At 58.2% G+C, this 19,911-nt stretch carries 18 protein-coding genes; 9 read left to right on the top strand and 9 right to left on the bottom strand.

The genetic code is table 11. From position 1 onward, the window contains the following. Positions 1-24 precede the first annotated feature (24 nt). The 5 genes from IX761_RS21245 to IX761_RS21265 all read right to left on the bottom strand — a co-directional run bounded on the left by IX761_RS21245 (position 25) and on the right by IX761_RS21265 (position 8,396). Positions 25-3,189, bottom strand: a complete 3,165-nt coding sequence (locus IX761_RS21245) for a hypothetical protein (RefSeq protein ID WP_194791477.1) — start codon at positions 3,187-3,189, stop codon at positions 25-27. 944 nt (positions 3,190-4,133) lie between these two features. Then, positions 4,134-5,657, bottom strand: a complete 1,524-nt coding sequence (gene hutH, locus IX761_RS21250; RefSeq protein ID WP_194791478.1) for a histidine ammonia-lyase — start codon at positions 5,655-5,657, stop codon at positions 4,134-4,136. Positions 5,658-5,669: 12 nt separating this feature from the next. Next, entirely contained in the window at positions 5,670-6,503 is an 834-nt protein-coding gene (locus IX761_RS21255; protein WP_194791479.1) for a quaternary amine ABC transporter ATP-binding protein, read from the bottom strand. Next, the gene (locus tag IX761_RS21260; RefSeq protein WP_194791480.1) at positions 6,500-7,351 is read right to left on the bottom strand and encodes an ABC transporter permease; all 852 of its coding nucleotides are present in this window, start codon (positions 7,349-7,351) and stop codon (positions 6,500-6,502) included. The genes IX761_RS21255 and IX761_RS21260 overlap by 4 nt, the downstream gene beginning before the upstream one ends. Positions 7,352-7,427: 76 nt before the next feature. Further along, complete coding sequence (locus IX761_RS21265; protein WP_194791481.1) at positions 7,428-8,396, bottom strand: ABC transporter substrate-binding protein; 969 nt, start codon at positions 8,394-8,396, stop codon at positions 7,428-7,430. 102 nt (positions 8,397-8,498) lie between these two features. On the opposite strand from IX761_RS21265, the gene IX761_RS21270 reads away from it, so the two are divergent. Then, positions 8,499-9,413 carry a LysR family transcriptional regulator gene (locus IX761_RS21270; protein ID WP_194791482.1) on the top strand — a complete coding sequence of 305 codons (915 nt, stop codon included), beginning with the start codon at positions 8,499-8,501 and terminating at the stop codon, positions 9,411-9,413. A 517-nt stretch (positions 9,414-9,930) separates the two neighbouring features. On the opposite strand, the gene IX761_RS21275 is transcribed toward IX761_RS21270, so the two are convergent. Next, entirely contained in the window at positions 9,931-11,001 is a 1,071-nt protein-coding gene (locus tag IX761_RS21275; protein ID WP_194791483.1) for a LacI family DNA-binding transcriptional regulator, read from the bottom strand. A 106-nt stretch (positions 11,002-11,107) separates the two neighbouring features. Between IX761_RS21275 and IX761_RS21280 the strand changes: the two genes are divergently transcribed. The 4 genes from IX761_RS21280 to IX761_RS21295 all read left to right on the top strand — a co-directional run bounded on the left by IX761_RS21280 (position 11,108) and on the right by IX761_RS21295 (position 15,194). Beyond that, positions 11,108-12,505 (top strand): APC family permease, encoded by a 1,398-nt coding sequence (locus IX761_RS21280; protein ID WP_194791484.1) that lies wholly within the window; start codon positions 11,108-11,110, stop codon positions 12,503-12,505. Positions 12,506-12,570: 65 nt separating this feature from the next. Next, complete coding sequence (locus IX761_RS21285) at positions 12,571-13,653, top strand: arginase family protein (protein WP_194791485.1); 1,083 nt, start codon at positions 12,571-12,573, stop codon at positions 13,651-13,653. 592 nt (positions 13,654-14,245) lie between these two features. Then, positions 14,246-14,845 (top strand): GNAT family N-acetyltransferase, encoded by a 600-nt coding sequence (locus IX761_RS21290; protein ID WP_228533812.1) that lies wholly within the window; start codon positions 14,246-14,248, stop codon positions 14,843-14,845. Continuing rightward, on the top strand, positions 14,835-15,194 hold the full coding sequence (locus IX761_RS21295; protein ID WP_194791487.1) for a cupin domain-containing protein: 360 nt from the start codon (positions 14,835-14,837) through the stop codon (positions 15,192-15,194). The genes IX761_RS21290 and IX761_RS21295 overlap by 11 nt, the downstream gene beginning before the upstream one ends. Here IX761_RS21295 and cynR read toward each other — a convergent pair. After that, positions 15,191-16,087, bottom strand: a complete 897-nt coding sequence (gene cynR / locus IX761_RS21300) for a transcriptional regulator CynR (protein WP_194791488.1) — start codon at positions 16,085-16,087, stop codon at positions 15,191-15,193. The two genes, IX761_RS21295 and cynR, sit on opposite strands and share 4 nt — an antisense overlap. Positions 16,088-16,199: 112 nt before the next feature. Here cynR and IX761_RS21305 point away from each other — a divergent pair, with 112 nt between their 5' ends. From IX761_RS21305 to IX761_RS21320, 4 genes are all read left to right on the top strand, one after another. Beyond that, positions 16,200-16,859 (top strand): carbonic anhydrase, encoded by a 660-nt coding sequence (locus IX761_RS21305; RefSeq protein ID WP_125463601.1) that lies wholly within the window; start codon positions 16,200-16,202, stop codon positions 16,857-16,859. A gap of 25 nt (positions 16,860-16,884) precedes the next feature. Further along, positions 16,885-17,355, top strand: a complete 471-nt coding sequence (gene cynS / locus IX761_RS21310) for a cyanase (protein ID WP_110993677.1) — start codon at positions 16,885-16,887, stop codon at positions 17,353-17,355. A gap of 66 nt (positions 17,356-17,421) precedes the next feature. After that, positions 17,422-17,679, top strand: a complete 258-nt coding sequence (locus tag IX761_RS21315; RefSeq protein ID WP_194791489.1) for a DUF2790 domain-containing protein — start codon at positions 17,422-17,424, stop codon at positions 17,677-17,679. A gap of 47 nt (positions 17,680-17,726) precedes the next feature. Continuing rightward, positions 17,727-18,851 (top strand): amidohydrolase family protein, encoded by a 1,125-nt coding sequence (locus IX761_RS21320; RefSeq protein WP_228533814.1) that lies wholly within the window; start codon positions 17,727-17,729, stop codon positions 18,849-18,851. 624 nt (positions 18,852-19,475) lie between these two features. Here the strand turns inward: IX761_RS21320 and IX761_RS27355 are convergent. Continuing rightward, positions 19,476-19,610: a hypothetical protein gene (locus IX761_RS27355; RefSeq protein WP_267241137.1), complete on the bottom strand. Its 135-nt coding sequence runs from the start codon at positions 19,608-19,610 to the stop codon at positions 19,476-19,478. 164 nt (positions 19,611-19,774) lie between these two features. Then, the gene (locus tag IX761_RS21330) at positions 19,775-19,909 is read right to left on the bottom strand and encodes a hypothetical protein (RefSeq protein ID WP_267241137.1); all 135 of its coding nucleotides are present in this window, start codon (positions 19,907-19,909) and stop codon (positions 19,775-19,777) included. Positions 19,910-19,911 lie beyond the last annotated feature (2 nt).

Genomic DNA, 19,911 nt, shown 5'->3' on the forward strand with positions numbered 1-19,911 from the left:
CTCGTGCATCGCCACAAGAAAGGTTTATTTGCAGGTCCCAGGTGCTGTGTTGGCGGCCGTCGCCGAAGGTAGGTGAATGGCAGCTGCCAGCTCTTTGGCATCCTCCGGGGGAGCACGGTGTACCAGCCAACGGGGGGTATGCGATTGCTCGGTGGAGGAAGGTAGCTCATCGGACAATTGAGCCAGTTTTGCGACGGGGAAGCTGTAGCCCAGCGCTCCATCCAGACCCATACGAAAGAAGCGTTGCAGGATCGTGAAAGACTGGACCTCGCTGACGACGGTGGAGGCGTTTTTGTCGTCGCTGATTAGCTGGGATAATGCCGCCTCGATGGGCTTGTCAAACCGTGTGATTCTATATGCGTAAGGCTGCTGCCCCAAGGGCGTGGCGAAGACGTTTTGGACGAAAAATTCGAGCGGTTGAACCGGTGCTTTATGGGCGGTATCCAGAGGGCTGATTGCTGCCTCAGCTTTGAACTCCGTTTCGCGAACTGCTGAAACTGCATGCATTTCTGATACTTGATGACTCCACACTTCAAACTGTTGCTGAGTGTGTGGCGCATCGTCTGCGCCTAATCTGATGCACTGCACGTAGGTGTCGGGCTCACCCACCTGGCTGCAAGCGCGCATCAAGGTGAGCAAACTCTTATCGTAGTGGTTATCGCCCAAGACCGAATCCGTCCAGGTGTCCGACGACTTCAATACTCGCAAGCCCTTCATGAGCGCCGGACCGAGTTTTTGGATGGCCTCTTTGATGCTTTCCTCAAGTGCTTGCCGGCCCTCGTCATCGGTCAGGGTCGCAAGGGCTGCCCAGCTGCTGAAACGGTAAAGTAGATCTAAATTAGCGTCCTTTTCCAAGGCAGCACTGATCGAATTTCGTACCGTTGGGTCGATGTAACTAAATACGAACTGGTCCAGTTCGACCAAGTTGCAGCCCATCGGGGTATCCACCAGCGCTGGGTGGAGAAGGACCTTCTGCGAACCGACCTCGGTATTGATGATAGTCACTGCCAGTGCGCGTCCATCTGCGGAGTAACGCAGTGCTGCTTGCACCGCTGCCACCGAGAAATCACCCAGGTCATGCCAGGTCCCATTTACGGTCTGCGCCGAGAGATCGACGCGTCCGTTTCCGGATGCTCGCCATCGCAGGTCGACCACATTAACGACATGGTCATTGGATGGGGTAACCGGTCGACCGATAACGATTCCGCCAACTGCGTGGAACTTATCGAGCTTTTCAAAGCTGTATGACCGAGAGGCTATTTTCTCTACATCCTCGCGGTTCAACGTGACCCAAGGATCAAGCATCCGTACTCTTTGCGTTGAGCGGAGCGTGTTCACTGAGCTGGGAAACAGATCCTCATAGGAGGTTATCGCCGCTGCGAAGGAGTCACTGTAGGGGGGCTTCTTGCCGGTTGACGGCTGTTGTAGTCCGTCACGAGCCTTGTACCAATCTGAGACGACTTTCATGTCAACAGGATCCGGGTTGGCCTGGAAAAGGCTGACGCCGGATGAAGGCTGCAGGGTATTGATGCGCTGACTCTCTGCCAGCAATGCTGAATGCACAGCACTCAACATGGGCCTGGTCATCGTTGCATCGGATGTGTCCGGGTTCGCGACTGCGCTTAGGGCGTCGGAAATGCTTTGGCCTGTAGACAGCCGGTTGAGCATCCGGAGATACGCGGTTTCTATCGATTGCTCCGCTGCCTTCTGGATGCCTTTCTTCAGCGCCTTGGACGCCTGGCTGAGACTAGCGTCGTCGGATTTGGGGATCGTCGAATCTATTATTGGCCCGAGCAGCTCGCCCAGCAACGCAGTGGCTAAGTCTCTGGTCTGTGCCGGCTCGCCGTATTGCTGAACGTGAGTTTTGATGCCCGCAGTGATACGTTCCCAGACTGCTCGTGGCTTCTGTTCAACAGCGGCTTGCAGGCGTTCCGCCGCCCAGTCTTCAATCGCACTGATGGGCTGCGTGATCTGCGTTTGGTGCTGTTCCAGAATGGCGATAACCCGACGCTTCGCCTGGCTAGTGTCACTGCCCCAGCCGCCTTTTATGTGCAATCGATCATTCGACGTCTGTGCTGCTTGTGTTAGGAGGCTTTCACGTACATACCCAGAGCGCAGGTCAAAGGCGTGCTTTGCTGAAACTTGAGCTTGTTGCGGAGTTAGCGATGATAGATACGTATTGACGAATAGCCTCGCCAACTGACGCATCTCGGTGGTTGAGGATTCGCTAGGGCTGGCCGAGTCTCTTTTTCCGAGGGCCTCCCAAGATGCGATAGCGGCTCGGTGATTGGCTTCGATGGTCAGGTCCTTCAACGTGGCGATCGTTTCGTTAAGGTCTTGGACGATGACAGGTGCACTGACACCTACGAGCCCCAGTAACATGAGAGCTGCGGCAGTCCTGGAAATTAATTTAGAGGAGCGCCCTAAATCGCCGGTGAAGCCCTTGCTTGAAATGATCCGGGACACCGACGGCCAGAAGCGGCCAACACCCGTTTGCGGTTCAAGTTCCGTGCTCAGGTTCATGCGCCTCAGGAAGTCCTGCTGTACGTATTGTTCCTTAAGCTTACGAAGTTCAGATTCCGATTCCTTGAGGCCCAGTCGAACGGTTTGCAATGCGCGTGGGTCCTGGCTGCCAAATGCTAACTTGGCTAGTTGTTGGTCAAAGCGCTGTTGCGCCGAATAGAGTGCTCCCTCTATCGCGATCATGGTGCTATCGGGGCACAGTTTCTCCCACTGGCCAGCATCCCGCTCAGCCTCCAGCCGCCTACGTTCATTGTCTATTCGTCGCTGAACGTCATGTCTCGCCGTTCTGCAATTGCTCCAGTACGACAGGCAAGCCAAACCGACCACGGTCAGCCAGAAAGTAGCGGTGCCAAGGTGCTTGCCCAACGCTAAGAGCACGTCGTTCCAGGTTTGTGCGAACTCTATGAGCTGCAGATACTGCGCTGCTGACGGCGTAGCGAAGTGAACCAGTGTGAGGGCGCTGACCATCAGATATAGGGCGCCAAATGTTAGAATGGCGATCTGCAGGGTCGTCCGCAGCGTTTGCAGAACTGCAACCACGCCAGCCCTTCCAAGTTTTGCAGGGGTTGATTCGGCGACCCATAGACGTTCGCTTTCCGGAATAATCAGGAACTGCAGCAACGCATAGGTGGCTATAGCCATAGTCAGGAATGTGGTCAAATTCATATCGACGCTTCTCCTTGACTCTTTGTTCTCGCTGCTGGAAGTAACGGCGCCGACCTGTATTGCGTATAACCCACCAGAGGGTGGTCGAATGTTGAGAAAAGAATGACCACGAATTGGAAGGCTCAGGTACCGAGGTTGAGCGGTTAGCCAATTGAGGTGGCCTTAGCTGGCGACCTGATTGTACTAGTGTCCTGTCTCGGAAATAAGCTGTTTACTTTTTGTGGCGCCTTGGCCGAACACCCAAGCCACTCGCCAAAAGAGAACGTATTTCCGAGACAGGACACTAGAACGTGTTAGCAACGCTAGCGCCAGTGAACCAAGGGCACCTGCTCCTTGAGGAGGTTAGCCGAGCCGGGAGCGAATTTCCCGCCTTTGCTAAGAGATTTTTTTCATAAAACTTATTGCTAGCCTACAGGGCTTACTGATTCCTTCTTGGAGAGAAGGTGTGTTGCCCAGACAGTTACATCGCTGGTGCAGAAATCAAGAAATCACTCAATATGGATCCCTCCACGCTGCATCACTCAGTTTTGGAAGCATTTCAGCTACCTGCCCCTCGAGTGATGCACTTCATATCTACGTGAGTTAGCTTGATTCGGTTACCACGTTTCTAAGCGCGCGTACTCTTTCTCTACCATGCGCTCCTCCACACCATTACCCCAGATAGCGAAAAGTTCCGTCACCGCCTTATTTCCGTGAGCATAGGCATAGGACTTTGCGCTGATTCACCGAGGGCGGGTACGCCATTCATTCACGTCTCTTTCACAGTGGAACACCTAATGCACTAAGTGTTCAGCCCCAGCGCATCATGGTGCATCTCTAACGCCCCATGAGGAGGATGCATTTTGGAAGGATGCACCCATGGCTCAGCCTGCACAACGCCGCGAACCCGAGCCAAGCATCAGACATCGATGCCAAACCATGAGTTCGCCAGCTGCCTGCATCGGTCACAGCAGCTCGGGGAAGGCCGCGCCTAGCACGCCGGGATCCTTGAGAATCGCTGCACTGCTGGCAATATCCGGGGCCAGCCAACGGTCCTGGGCATAGGCCGGGACCCGTTCGCGCAGCAACCGCCAGGCAACGTGGGTGCCTGCGCCAAAGCGCTGCGCCTTGAGGAACTCGAAGGCCTGGGCCGCCAACAGGTATTCGATGGCGAGGATCTGCGTGCAGTTCTCCAGCGCGCGGTGCAGCTTCAACCCGGCATTGGTGCCCATGCTCAGGTGATCCTCCTGCAAACCGGAGGTGACGTAGTTGTCGATGACGGCCGGCTGTGCCAGCTGACGGTTTTCGGCGCACAGTGAAGCGGCCACGTACTGGACAATCATCATCCCCGAGTTCACACCCGGTTGACTGACCAGGAAGGCCGGCAAACCACTGACCAAGGGGTTGATCAGACGATCGAGACGACGCTCGGCAATCGCCCCTATCTCGGCCACCGCGATGGCCAGCAGGTCGGCCGCCATGGCCACGGACTGCCCGTGCGGATTGGCCTGGGAAACCACCCGATACGACTCGGGCGTACCCAGCAGCATCGGGTTGTCGGTGGTGGAGTTGAGCTCGGTTTCGATCTGCCGCGCGGCGTGTTCCAACTGATCGCGTGCGGCGCCATGCACCTGTGGGATCGAGCGGATGCTCAAGGCGTCCTGGGTGCGAATGCCGTGGCTGCTGGCAATGATTTCGCTGCCCTCAAGCAGGCGCCGCAAGTTACTGCCCACGCGCTGCATGCCAGGGTGAGGTTTGAGCGCGATAATCTCTGGGTCGAAGGCATCGAGTTGGCCGCGCAGGGCCTCGAAGCTCATGGCGCCGATCACGTCCGCCCATTGGCTCAGACGCGTGGCGTCGTCCAGGGACAGGCAGCTAAGGCCGGTCATGCAAGGGGTACCGTTGACCAGGCACAGACCATCCTTGGCCCCCAGTTTGATCGGCGCCAGGCCAACCTCGGCCAAGGCTTGCTGCGCCGGCACGATCTGGCCGCGATAGCTGACCTGGCCGACGCCCAGCAAGCTGATGCTGATATGGGCCATGTGGGTCAGGTAGCCCACCGACCCCTGTTTCGGCACCTGCGGGGTGATGTGCTGGTTGAGCAAGGTCAGCAACGCCTCGACCACCTTGCGCTGAAGGCCGGAACGGCCCTGGCAGAAGTTGATGATCGCCGCGCACATGATCGCCCGGGTCTGTTCGTCCGACAGCGCGGTACCCACGCCGCAGGCATGGCTGAGCAAGGTGTTGTGCGACAGCTGGCTGAGTTGTTCGTCCTGCAACGAGACATTGCACAAGGCGCCAAGCCCGGTATTGACGCCATAGGCGCGGTCACCGCTGGAAACGATGCGCTGGACGATCGCCTGGGCGTTCTCGATCCGCGCCCAGGCCGATGGGGCCAGCTCGAGCTTCGCCCCATGCCGGGCTACAGCCACCACGTCCTGCCAGCGAACGGGCGCGTCGGCGATGATGATTTTTTCGGCAAACGACATACACGCGGTTCCTTAAAGCGAAGCTACGCGACGCTGCACGAAACGATCGACGTATTCGTCCGCAGGCTGGTAGAGGATTTCTTTCGGCGTGCCGACCTGGATCAGCCGGCCGTCCTTGAGAATGGCAATGCGGTTGCCGATGCGCACCGCTTCGTCCAAGTCGTGGGTGATGAACACGATGGTCTTGTGCAGGGTCTTCTGCAGTTCCAGCAACTGGTCCTGCATTTCGGCGCGAATCAGCGGGTCGAGCGCACTGAAGGCTTCGTCCATCAGGATGATGTCGGTGTCGGCAGCCAACGCCCGCGCCAGGCCCACGCGCTGGCGCATGCCGCCCGACAGCTGGTGCGGGTAGGATTTTTCGTAACCCTTGAGGCCCACGGTGCTGATCCAGTGCAGGGCACGCTCCGTGCACAGGGCTTTGCTCTCGCCACGCACTTTCAGGCCGTAGGCGACGTTGTCCAGTACGGTGCGGTGTGGCAGCAAGCCAAAGCTCTGGAACACCATGCTGATCTTGCGCCGGCGGAATTCGCGCAGGGCTTGCAGGTCGTATTGCAGAATGTCTTCGCCATCGACCAGGATCTGGCCGCTGGTGGGGTCGATCAGGCGGTTGAAGTGACGCACCAGGGTCGACTTGCCCGAGCCCGACAGCCCCATGATCACGAAGATCTCACCGCTGCCGATGGACAACGAAAGATCGTTGACCCCCACCACGCAGCCGGTTTCGGCCAGCACCTGCTCTTTGCTCTTGTTCTGGCGGATCAGTTTCAGGGCGTCTTCGGCACGCGCACCGAATATCTTGAAGACGTTTTTGACTTCGATCTTGTTCATCGTCTGCTTGGCGCTCATTTGCCCACCCCATGCCGTGGCCGGCCGTAGGCCTGGGTAATGCGGTCGATCACGACCGCCAGAATCACAATGGCCAGGCCCGCTTCGAGGCCGCGGCCCACGTTCAAGGTCTGGATACCCACCAGGACGTCTTCACCCAAGCCACGGGCACCAATCATCGAGGCGATGACCACCATCGACAGGGCCATCATGGTGGTCTGGTTGATACCGGCCATGATGCTCGGCAACGCCAGTGGCAGCTGCACGCCGAACAGTTGTTGCAGGCGATTGGCACCGAACGCGTTGATCGCCTCCATGACCTCGCCATCCACCTGGCGAATACCCAGGTCGGTCAGGCGAATCAGCGGCGGCGCGGCATAGATGACGGTGGCAAAGATCGCCGGCACCTTGCCCAGGCCGAACAGCATCAGTACCGGGATCAGGTATACGAAGCTGGGCATGGTCTGCATGATGTCGAGCAGCGGCATCAACACCGCCCGCAGGCGATCGTTGCGCGCCGACAGGATACCCAGCGGAATGCCGACCAGGACCGAGATCAGCGTGGCCACCAGCATCAGCGCCAGGGTCTGCATCAGCTTGTCCCAGAGCCCTACCGCACCGACCAGGAACAACAAACCGACGATCACCACAGTAGGTACGATTCTGCGGGTGGCGTGCCAGGCAATAGCGCCGACGATGGCCAGCATCAGCCACCAGGGTGTGGCGCGCAGCAAACCTTCGAGGTTGACGATGGCCCACAGCAGGGTGTCGGAAATGTGCCGGAACACGTCACCGTAGTTGGTGACGAGCGCATCGACCCAGCCATTGACCCAGTCGGCAATGGAAAACGTGAAGTTTTTGGGGAACATGGATTTCTCTCGAGCAAGTGCGTGAAGCGGACTACTGTGTGGCATGCCCGGCAGGTGCCGGACCCGCCCACACCCTTCAGAGTGCCGCGTCTACCTTTTTGGCTGCGTCTTCGCTGACCCAGCTGTGCCAGACTTCGGGGTGCTCCTTGAGGAACAACTTGGCCAGCTCCGGCGACTCGATACGTTCCTTGCTCATGCGCCCCAGGTTCTGGTTCAGCAGATCGATCGGCAGGTTGACCTTTTCCAGCACCGCCACCAGTTCCGGCGCCTGCTCGTGGAAGGTCTTCGACACGCCCACCTTGATGGTCACGGATTTGTCCACGCCGGGCTTTTCGTCCAGCTTGACCAGGTCGGCCTGGCCCATCAGCGGGGTTGGCGACCAGTAGTAGAAGAGGATCGGCTCGCCACGCTTGTAGCTCGACAGCACGGCGGCATCCAGTGCCGGGCCGGTGCCCGGGCGGAAGTTGGTGTAGCTGTTCTCCAGGCCGTAGCTTTTGAGCATCTGGCTGTTGTCCAGCTCGCAGGTCCAGCCGGCCGGGCAGTTGTAGAAGCGCCCCTTGTCCGGTTCTTCCGGATCCTTGAAGACCTGGGCGTATTGCCCCAGGTCGGCAATGCTCTTGAGGTTCGGGGCCTTGGCTTCGAGTTTGCGCTTGGCATCGCCTTCGATCACATAACGCGGCACATACCAGCCTTCGACCGCGCCAACCACCGGCGAGCCGACGCCGACCACCTTGCCGGCGGCCTCGGCCTTGTTCCACACCTCGCTGCGCCCTACCCACTCTTCGGCGAACACCTGGATGTCGTTGCTGCTCAGGGCGTTTTCCATGGAGATGGAGTTACCTGGCAGGCTATCGGTGTCACAACCATAGCCATTTTTCAGCACGAACTGCATCAGGTCCGTGAGCAGCATCCCGCTTTCCCAGTTCAAACCGGCGAATTTCACCGGCTTGCCAGACTCGCACCAACCGGCCGCCTGGCTGGCGCCTGCGGAGGCCAGCAGCCCTAAGGAAAGTGTCGTGGTCAGCAGAGCTTTTGTAATTGTCATTGTGACGCTCCCAAACAAGATGATCACTGCGCAGGAGAAATATTTCACAACAATAAAAAAGGATAAAATAATAAGTCCTGATGCATCACCACGGAAAAAGCTATGAAGTTCACACTGCGTCAGCTTCGCTACGCGCTCGCAGCGGCCAAGCACGGAAACCTGACCACGGCCGCCATGGAGCTTCATGTTTCACAACCTTCCATCTCGGCGGCCATCACCGAACTGGAGGAGGTGCTGGGGCAAGCCATCTTCATACGCCAGCGTGGCCTCGGGATATCGCTGACCCCCTTCGGTCGTACCGTCATGGTCCAGGCGCGGCGCGTGCTGGCAGAGGCCCAGACCTTTGCCGAAATCAATGCCAATGCAGGCGAGTGTGTCGGGGAGCTGGTGGTGGGCTGTTTTGAAGACCTGGCGCCCTACTGCCTGCCCCAGATCGTGCGACGGATGCAGGAGTCCTGCCCAAGGGTCACGGTCGATATGCGCGATGGCAGCTTCGATTATGTGGGCAAGCGGCTCAGTGAGGGCGCGATAGAACTGGCCATCACCTATGACCTGGGTTTACCGCCGAACACCCATTGCACCCAACTGTGTCAACTGACCGCCCAGGTGCTGCTGTCGGCCGATCACCCGTTGGCCAAGTCGCCGCGCGTCAGCCTCAAAGCGCTGGCCGAATACACCCTGGTCGTCACCGATCAGGTCCACAGTTGGCAGCATGTGTTGGACCTGTTCAGCTTCTACGGCCTGTCACCCGCCGTTGTGCACCGCGTGCGCACCTTCGAGTTGCAGCGCAGCCTGGTCGCCAATGGCTTTGGCGTGGCGCTGATCTATACCCGGCCCTTTGGTGACCGTAGTTATGATGGGCAAGCGCTGGTGTGTCGGCCGACTCAGGAGAAGTTGCCAACCCATAGCATCGTACTGGCGCATGATCAGCGCTACCCGCTGACGCCTTCGGCCGAGGCGTTCAAGGAGCTGGCGGTGGCATGGTTTGCGGAGCGACCGTCGTTTGCATCTGAATGAATAACGGGTGGGGTTAAGTCACATGACGGTGGTTGATGGGTAGATGAGACGTCTGGCGTGCTTAGGGTTTGTACGAAAAGTATGGTCATCCATCGTTGTGGGAGCGGCGGTGCGCCGATGCGATTTGCCCCGCGATCTGCCGCAACGCCGCAGCAAAGCACTATTTGATGTCGGGTACAGGAGCGCTTCGCACTCCATCGCGGAGGCAAGCCCGCTCCCACAAAACTTTTCGTACAGAGCCTAATCGACTGGCCATGGAAGCGTTCACTCAGTGGTGATCTGCTCAATGAAACTGCAGATACCCATCTGGAAGTGAGCCCCCGTCTGGCCGTGGGGGGGAGCCATATGACTGTCTGGCAGCACCAGATCAACAGCGAACCACGCTCGACAAGTGCGCTCGACTGCCACCCAAGGAATGTCCGCAGTGGGTCGAGAGCGGCCAACCTGGACGTCCGCTTTCGACCCATTGCCGTTCACCAATGGCTGAAGAAAGCCAGACGCATGAAGTCAATTTTGCCTAAGGGGCTAGGGGCAATTCCGACCTAACTAGCCCTGTTTTCGCTTCCCTGTCTTCACACTCCGTTGATTGTCGCACCACAAGTTTAGACGAAATGAAAACATGGGGCTCCTGCACCTGGCCACGTATCAAATCTGCCAATAACTCGACCACTCGTACTCCGGCCTCTTTTGGTCGTAAGTCAAGTGCCGTCAAGGGTGGATTCGCATGCCTGGCGATTTCACTGTCCGTACCTGCCGACACCAGTAGTTTTCCGGGCACTTGAATGCCCCGAATCGAGGCCGATAGCAAAACTCCTTTGGCGTAGCGATCAACCGCACAGTGAATCCCATCGGGCGGTGTTGCGCTTTGAAACAGGCGCTCGGCCGCCTCATACCCCGCGCTCTCGTTGAAACCGGTCGCCGTCGCCTCAATCAGCTCAGGTAATCCACGCTGCTCAACCCATTGCTGGTAGGCAGTGATGATGTCCTGGCTGTACGAATACAGTGGTGGCGGAGACAGCAAGGCAATGCGCCGCGCGCCCGCCGAGTACAAGTGATCGAGCACAGCCTGCGTGTCGCGCACGAGGTCGTTGTCTACCCAAAAATTGGGTGCTGACGAGGCGAGCGGATCGCGGCCGATCGTCACCACGGGGAGCTTTTTACGCGCAAAATACATGAGCAACGGATCTTCACTTACGGGGTCTACCAGGATCATGCCCTCTAGTGGCAGACGCTCTAGTGCCGCTACTGACGCAGAAGTCAGCACTAGGCTGTAGCCCATGTTTAGCGCCGTCTGCGAGGCGCTGCTGAACAGCCCGACAAAGTGGTCCAGATCAGTCAGCGACACTGACAATTCCGACGACGCATAGGCAATTCCGATCAGCCCCGAACGCCCGCCGCGCAGGTTGCTGGCCGCAGGATTGGCCCGGTAGCCCAGACTCTGCGCCACTTCCCGTACGCGCTCCATGGTATTCGGGTCGATCCGCCCCTTGCCGTTGAGCGCATGCGACACGGTGGTGACCGACACCCCCGCAGCCTTTGCCACATCATTGATTCCTACCCGGCCGGGTCTGGTTTTCTTCACATCCATTTGCTGGTCTGCCGTTGTGCAATTCAGGCCACATTGGATCATTGACAAAACGTTTTGGCAATGTTTGGATATTGCAAAAACGTTTTGTCAAAACGAGAACAACAAAATGACCTACCACACCGCCAACAGTGCGAGCACTACTCCGGCTCTGCGTCGGGACTTCACCCTGGCTTCGACGTTTTCCCTGGCCTTCGCTTTCGTATCGCCGATCGTGGCGCTTTACGGGATTTTCGGTATTGGCGTCAGTACCCTGGGTGCCGCGTTCTGGTGGGGCTTCCCGCTGGCCCTGGCGGGCCAGATGCTGGTCGCCTTGGCACTTGGGCAACTGGCCGCGCGCTGGCCGCTCCAGGGCGGTATCTACCAGTGGTCGCGGAAACTGATGGGCCACCGTTATGGCTGGTTCGCCGGCTGGTTCTACCTCTGGACACTCACCATCGCGATGGCGGCGGTGTCCTATGCCGGGGCAATTTTCCTCGCGGAATTGCTGGGTATCGAAGCCAGTGCCGGGAACTGCATTACCTTGGCCTGCGGCCTGCTCGCGGTCACCACGCTTGGGAATATCCGCGGTCGCCGAGTGGTCAAGTGGATGGTGGCGCTGTGCATTTGGGCCGAGATCATCGGTTCGGTGGGCATCGGCGTGATCCTACTGCTGTTCTACCGGATCAACAGTTTGGACATCCTTTTCACCGCGGCGGCCACAGTAACTCCCACAGGAGGCTTCTTCACTTCGTCGCTGGTTGTGGCTACGGCGCTGGCAGGATGGACATTCCTCGGCTTCGAATCGGCCAGTTCCATTTCTGAAGAAGTCCAGAACCCTCAGCGTGCGGTGCCATTGGCCATGTTGCTGTCGCTGTTCTTCGTCGCCTTCATTGTGATGTTCTCCAGCCTTGCCATTCTGTTGGCAATGCCAGTACAGGCCGTGGACAGCAGCGACCCGGTGCTGGCCACCTTAGCGATGGCGTTCCCACCCATCATTGTGAAAGGCGTACTGGCGCTGTTCGTCATCGCTTTCCTGGCCAGCGTTCTAAGCATCCAGGCAGCCGTATCGCGCAATGTTTGGGCGTTTGCACGGGAAGGTGAGCTGCCGTTTGCACGGGCGCTAGGCCTGCTGAGCGCTAGGGAAGCGGTCCCGGCCAATGCAATCAGGCTGACAGCGTGCATTGCGATGCTTGTCCTGTTCATTAGCAGTACCAATCTCTACACCTGGTTAGTGAATTTCACGGCGGCCGGCTTCTTCATTTCATTTCTGTTTCCTACGTTGGCTTTGGTCATCGCCCGCTGCTGCGGAACTGCCCAACGCCCAGGTTCGCTGCTGGCGCAGCTGATTCCGTTCATCGCCCTAGCTTGGTTGCTCTTCGAAATACTCAACCTGCTCTGGCCCAGAGCCAGCACCGGCAGCCTGCTCGACTGGATGACAGTGTTCATTTTTGTCGGCGTCGGCCTGCTGGGTCTGATCACGCGCCTGACCTTGCCCCTGCCTCACCGAAACGCCATTGGTGGGTGAATACCTGGCGCCTGCATTACCGCTTCATTCAATCAATCCCCTACCGATCTAGACGGAAAATAAAAATGACTACCATGACCCAGGAACGCCGCGAGAAGTTGAAAGCGCTGGCCCAGCGTAGCGATGGCTTCACCCATAACGGGGACCGCGCGATTGCGGATTTCTTTGCCCGGGCACAAGATGAAGGCTCTACGTTGTTTGGTGATTCCTTTGGCGGGGGAACAGGATCGTTCTTTCATGCGCCCACGACCCAGGCGCTGAAGGACATCGATATCGCGTGCGTTGGTCTGCCGTTCGAAACCAGTGCGCCGGTGCGACCTGGCACCCGCTTTGCAGCAAATGCAGTGCGTGAGTGGTCGGGCTTCCGTGGCCCAGTCCATGACGTGTGGAAGACCATTCCGTTCGAACTGTGCAGCGTTGCGGATTTCGGCGATGTGCCCTTGCGTAGTCCGCATGATGTAGACGCGACCGTTCGCCAGGTGACTGAGGTTTACACCCAGTTTCGTGAAAACGGAATCTACCCACTGACCATCGGTGGCGTGCACACAATGACCCATCCCATCCTTCGTGGTCTGACGGGTGGCGAGCCGGTGTGCCTAGTGCATATTGATGCGCATGCTGATACCGCCCGTGGTGACTTCCAAGGCAGCGAGTTGAACGACTGCTCGGTGTTCTTGAATGCTGCGTTGGACGGCGCAATCGATCCCGAGCGAACTATTCAGATCGGTATTCGCAACGGGCTCTCGGCGTTCTGGGATTTCTCCCATGAGTCGGGTATGCGGGTTATCCCGATGCATGAATTCTTCGAGATCGGGGTAGCTGGGGTGCTCAAGGAGATTCGCGAACGAATCGGTGATCGTCCGTTCTATCTTTCGATTGATACGGATGGGTTGGACTCGACCTACCTCCCGGGTACCCAATTGCCAGAGCCGTTCGGGCTTACGTCGCGGGAGTTGCTGTTGATCATTCGTGGGCTCAAGGACATGAACATCATCGGAGCGGATATTGCTGAACTATGCCCGCCGTATGATCCCCACGGGATTTCCGCGAATCTATGTTCTGCCTTTGCGTTTGAAATTCTCTGCCTGCTATCCGAGTCCCATGCGCGCAATTTCAGTAAGGCACGCAAGACACACTGGAAAGGTTAAATCACTGCGCAAGCAGCGTTGATGTCGCATGCTGCCGGGCGCCAGAAGCTTCTGGCGCCTAGAATTCTGCAAGCGTAGGGCGAGATTGTTATTCACCTCTGGAGGCATCGTGATTTTGGAATGAGCCGCATGCAGGCATTTTAGCGATACCCACTCCCAGCCCGATACAAGTGGTGTCACAAGCAGCAGTTAGTACATTCCAAAAAGCGCAATATTGGCCGTAATTTATCTCCTGTGAACGGCTGCTTTTGGCCGAGTCATAACTTCGATGAAGGGCCGCTATGGGTCGGTAGCTGCCTTTCGTGAAATACCATTCCCGACGCAGGCATCCCTGCTTTGATTCCGGCCATTCCACAGCGCAAGTACAGGTCGCTGCGCTTCTCGTCTCACGTCCTCCGGCAGCTGCACGATCGACTCCCCAGGCCTGAGCCATTGGACGGCCACGTGCCTTTGAGCATGGGCCAGCGTCGCACGCCGTGCTGACGGTGTTCGCCCAGAGCATGATGGGAACCGTTCAACCTGCCTACCCTGCCACCATGCCAAGGGCGTAATCCTTGAAAGCTAACCACCCGATCCCATGGGAGCACTGTTCATGCCTATCGACTTCAGACCTGCTCAAGCCTCGGACGCGCATGATATTGCGCGCTTCTTTCAACTGACATCGGAGGGCATGGCCGATTACATATGGAGCAAGCTTGCCGCACCTGGAGAAGCGTTGCTGAGTGTCGGTGCGTCTCGCTATGCCAGGGAACAGGGCGACTTTTCCTATAAGAACTGCCTGATGGCCACTTTCGAAGGGCGCGTCATCGGCATGATGCATAGCTATGCCTTGCGCGAGGCCCCTGACAGGCCTGTCGAGACAGACCCGGTCCTTGCGCCTTACTCCGACATGGAAATACCCGACACCTTGTACATCTCCAGCCTGGCCCTGGATGAGGTCTGGCGCAGCCAGGGGCTGGGTGCCCAGTTTCTTCGCCACGCCCAGCAGCGCGCTGAGGACTCTGGCCTAAAGGGGCTATGCCTGATCGATTATGCAGAAAACCACGGTGCACGCCGCTTCTACGAACGTCACGGTTTTCAAATTGTTAAAGCCTGCCAGATCGTTGCGCACCCGATGCTGGGCGTAACCGGTGAAGCCTATTTGATGTATCGCCCTACCCACAACGTGCTCGAGAAAAACCATGAACAATAAACTGACCGTGTTCCGCGAACTGGATATCCAACCGGTACGCGACCTCCCCTTTTTTGAAGAGGTCTTGCAAGGCACCCCTCATACGCTGACGTCCAAGTACTATCACGATGAACAGCAAGGTCGCATTTCCGGAGAATGGCAAGCCAGCAGCGGAGCGTGGCGCATCGACTACAAAGTCTGGGAGTTCTGCCATGTCCTGAGTGGATGCTGCGTCATCGAGCTTGAGGGTTGCGCCCCCATCACACTGGCCGCTGGCGACACGTTCATTATCGAACCGGGCGCCAAGGGCAAATGGACCGTGCTGGAAGACATGAAAAAGAATTTTGTGATCCTCTTGCCTGCGAATTAGTGTCCTGGCTCCTCAAGTTGCTTGGCCACTTTCATCGCCAGTTCGACGAAGGCCTTCGCTGCAGCCGTTTGGTAAACCCCTTTTCGTTGCATCAGAACAGCAGTGCGTTGCAAGCGCTGCTGGTCCAACTCGATAGCGACCAACTGCTCGTGAGCCAGGGCGATGTTGGCCGGCAACAAGGTCGCGAGCGTGGTCCTGCTGACCACCTCGATAAGCGCACTGATGGTATTGGCTTCCACGTGTACGTGAGGGCGAATGTTGTGTTGGCGGCAGTAGCTGTCGATCTGCTCACGCGTGGCGAATTCGGCGCTCAAGAGTATCAACGATTCTGCGTTCAACGCCTCCAGGCCAATACTGCCCGTCGTGGCGAGAGGATGATGCTTGCCGACCACCAGCGCGAGGGTTTCGACCAGTAGCGCTTGGGCCTCAAGGTCCAGATGATGGCCGTTGTCGAACGCAATGCCCACATCAACCTCGTCGGCCAACAACAGTTCTTCCAGCGCCTCTTGAGCGATCTCTCGCAGCACCAGCGTGATGTTCGGGTAGCGGCTATGGAACGCCTCAACCAGCGGACCAACCAGGTAGCTGGTGAATGTCGGTGTTACCCCCACCCGAAGTGATCCGCGGCTCAGATCGCCGAGGTCATCAATGGCTCGTTTTGCCTCCTGCAGTTCCTGCGCGGCTCGCTTGGCATAGCGCAGGTACACCTCGCCGGCATCCGTCAATCGCGTGATCCGGCCGGAACGATCGAACAACGCAATGCCGAGACTCTCTTCCAGCTGGCGGACCTGCTGCGACAACGCCGGTTGCGACACATGCAAGGCCGCTGCGGCGCGGGTGAAACTGAGGTGGTTTGCCACTGCGATGAAGTACTGGATGTGCCGGGCAAGCATGGGTGCGCCTATAAGATTATCTGATCTACCTGATCATAAATCAGACTTTTACCTTATTGAAAGGGCTGCGTAACCTTTGCTTCAACACATCGCGTCACTCAAGGAGTCAGCCATGAAAGACATCATCGACGGGTTTCTGAAGTTCCAGAAAGACGCCTATCCCGAGCGCGTCAAACTGTTCAAGGATCTCGCCAGCCAGCAGAGCCCACGCGCCCTGTTCATCTCATGCTCCGACAGCCGCCTGGTGCCGGAGCTGGTCACCCAGCGCGAACCCGGGGACCTGTTCGTCATTCGCAATGCAGGCAACATCGTGCCGTCCTACGGGCCCGAGCCTGGAGGCGTATCGGCCTCGGTCGAATATGCCGTGGCGGCCTTGCAGGTTTCCGACATCGTCATCTGCGGCCACTCCGATTGCGGCGCCATGACGGCCATCGCCACCTGCAAATGCCTGGACCACATGCCCGCAGTGGCCGGCTGGCTGCGCTACGCCGATTCCGCCCGAGTGGTCAACGAAGCCCGCAACCATTTCGGCCCGCAGGCCAAGGTCGAAGCCATGGTGCGCGAAAACGTGATCGCCCAGCTTGCCAACATCCAGACCCACCCCTCGGTGCGCCTGGCCCTTGAAGAAGGCCGTGTGACATTGCATGGCTGGATCTACGACATCGAAAGCGGGCTGATCGAGGCCTTCGATGGCAGTACCGGCACATTCGTATCCCTCGCCCACAACCCCGAAGTGCACGCCGTTTCCCATCAACCCAAGCGCGTTGCCTGAACCTCTTCAACCAAGGAGAAACACCATGATCCAATCGCAAATCAGCCAGAACGCTCGCCTTGCCCTGAGCGAAGTCATCCTTCTGGCCAAAGCCCGCAAAGACCTCTCGTTCTCCCAGATCACCGAAGGCACCGGCTTGTCCGAAGCGTTCGTCACCGCAGCACTGCTGGGCCAGCACCCGCTGCCGGCGAGCGCCGCCCAGGTGGTGGGTGACAAGCTCGGCCTCGACGCCGACGGCATCGCACTGCTGCAGACCGTGCCACTGCGCGGCAGCATTCAAAATGGTATCCCGACCGACCCGACCATCTACCGCTTTTACGAGATGTTGCAGGTGTACGGCACCACCCTGAAGGCGCTGGTTCATGAAAAGTTCGGCGACGGCATCATCAGTGCCATCAATTTCAAGCTGGACATCAAGAAAGTCGAAGACCCCGAGGGCGGCTCGCGCGCAGTGATCACCCTGGATGGCAAATACCTGCCCACCAAGCCGTTCTGATCTAACTGCAACACATGGGCTGGGCCGCAACTTCGCGGCCCAGCCACAACCTGAAGGTGATCCAAATTGAAAGCGATGTTCGCATTGATACTCGGCGCGCTGTGCAACGCGGCGATGGCTGCTGACGTTGAGCAACAGGTCGAGCAGGCACCGGTTGAACAGTACAGCTACTCCCAGCACCTCGATATTGCCCGTGTCATTTCCATGAGCGAAGTCCCCAATGTCTGTCAGGTAGTGCCCGCTCGCATGACGTACGAAGACTCCCAAGGCAATGAGCATGTGCTTGAGTACCGCGTGATGGGCAATGGTTGCTCGAATAACTGAGCCCGGCCTTCGCAGCGCTACAGCACTCATCATGAGGACTGAAGTTGATGGACCTAATCTTTCGAAATGTACGCATTGACGACGCCCAGCCACGGGTAGATGTGGCTGTGCAAGCAGGCAAGGTCGCCGAGATCGCGCAACACATCGCCACCACGGCGGAGCACGAAATCCAAGGCGACGGCAATGTGCTTGTTGCTGGGTTTGTCGAAGGCCACCTGCACCTGGAAAAAGCCAACGTCATGCAGCGCATGGCCAATCGTTCCGGCACCTTGAAGGAAGCGATCGCCGTCACTGCCGAACTCAAGCCCACACTGACCCGTGAGGATATCCGCGAACGTTCGATCCAGGTGCTGCGCGCATTGGTACAAGCCGGTACCACGCATGTGCGCGCCCATGCCGAGTTCGACCCCGTCCAAGGCTTCACCGGGCTCGAAGTGGTACTGGAGCTGCGCGAGCAGTTTCGCGAGGTGATCGACATCCAGGTCGTGGCCTTTCCGCAAGAAGGCATTCTCAAGCTGCCTGGCATGCAGGCCATGATGGTCCAGGCAATGGAGATGGGGGCCGATGTGGTGGGCGGCATTCCCTACAACGACGTGTCGCCGCAGGAGCACATCGATTTCGTCTTTGACTTGGCCAAGCGGTACGGCAAAGACATCGACTTGCACCAGGACTTCGCCGATGACGCCGAGCACATGACCATCGAGTACGTGGCGCGTAGAACCATTGCCGAAGGCTACCAAGGGCGGGTCTGCGTTGGGCACCTGACCAGCCTGGCCGCCGTCTCGCCAGCGCGGCAGGCACAGGTCATCGCGTTGCTACGTGAGGCCGACATCAGCGTGATGTGCCTGCCCGCCACCGACCTGCACCTGGGCGCTCGGGGTGACAGTCACAATGTAAGACGCACCCTGACACCTGTGCGTGCGCTGCGCGACGGCGGTGTCACGGTTTGCCTGGCCACCAACAACATTCGGAACGCATTCACACCCTATGGCACTGGCGACCTGTTGCACATTGCACAACTGGCCATTCCTGCGTGCCACTTGGGCGGCGCGGATGATCAGGCCACCGTGTTGTCGATGCTCACGACAAACCCTGCCAAAGCCTTGGGGTTGAAGTGCTGGTCGATTGCCGTGCCGTGGCCGATGTCATCCTCGACCTGCCGACACGGTTGATGGTGCTCAAGCGCGGCAAGGTGGTTGCAACGGCTGAACATCGTAGGTCAGTCGCGTTTTGAGGCTGTCTTGAAGATTTCGTAATCAAGCAAGCCCCTTTGCGTGAAGGTCGCTCGTGGGAAGGCTACTCGAACCAAACCTTCGAATTCCGTCCTGTTCACCTAAGGCACATCCCTTTTAAGGTCCTGACGGCTATCGCATGAGGGCGACGATGCGCTTGTCGAAAACTTTGCGGCGCTCTTTAGATCGAGCGCCGCCCGCGCGGCGCATCGCGGCACAAGGCCGCTCCTACATCTGTTTCGGGCCAATTATGCCTGCGCCGCCGCGCCCGTACGCCTTGTTTGTACGACGCGGTTTCTGTGTGGACGCTACCGTCGCCACACATGACTCAAGGCATGCACCAAGGCGGGCAGCGGTACCCTCACAGACATAACTGGCCCGAAACAGATGTAGGAGCGGCCTTGTGCCGCGATGCGCCGCGCGGGCGGCGCTCGATCTTGAGAGCGCTGCAAAACCATCGGCAAGCCCTTGGTGGCCCTCATGCGATAGTGGTCAGAACCTTGAAAGGCATGGCTCTAACGGCCAGAGGCAATCGCCTGTCAAACCAATGGGCGTTCGCCAGGCCTAGTCTTCCGGCATCTCGATATTCGACTCGATCTTTTTCCCCATGCTGATGCGTGGTTCTGTCGAGTAGCCCAGCGACTCGTAGAAGGTTTTGACGCTTTCGTTTGTACTGACGATTTGCAGGTTGATTTTCATGCAACCGCGTACAGTCAACGCTGNGCGGCGCTCGATCTTGAGAGCGCTGCAAAACCATCGGCAAGCCCTTGGTGGCCCTCATGCGATAGTGGTCAGAACCTTGAAAGGCATGGCTCTAACGGCCAGAGGCAATCGCCTGTCAAACCAATGGGCGTTCGCCAGGCCTAGTCTTCCGGCATCTCGATATTCGACTCGATCTTTTTCCCCATGCTGATGCGTGGTTCTGTCGAGTAGCCCAGCGACTCGTAGAAGGTTTTGACGCTTTCGTTTGTACTGACGATTTGCAGGTTGATTTTCATGC

Source organism: Pseudomonas sp. UFMG81, from assembly GCF_015354575.1.
Taxonomy (GTDB): domain Bacteria; phylum Pseudomonadota; class Gammaproteobacteria; order Pseudomonadales; family Pseudomonadaceae; genus Aquipseudomonas.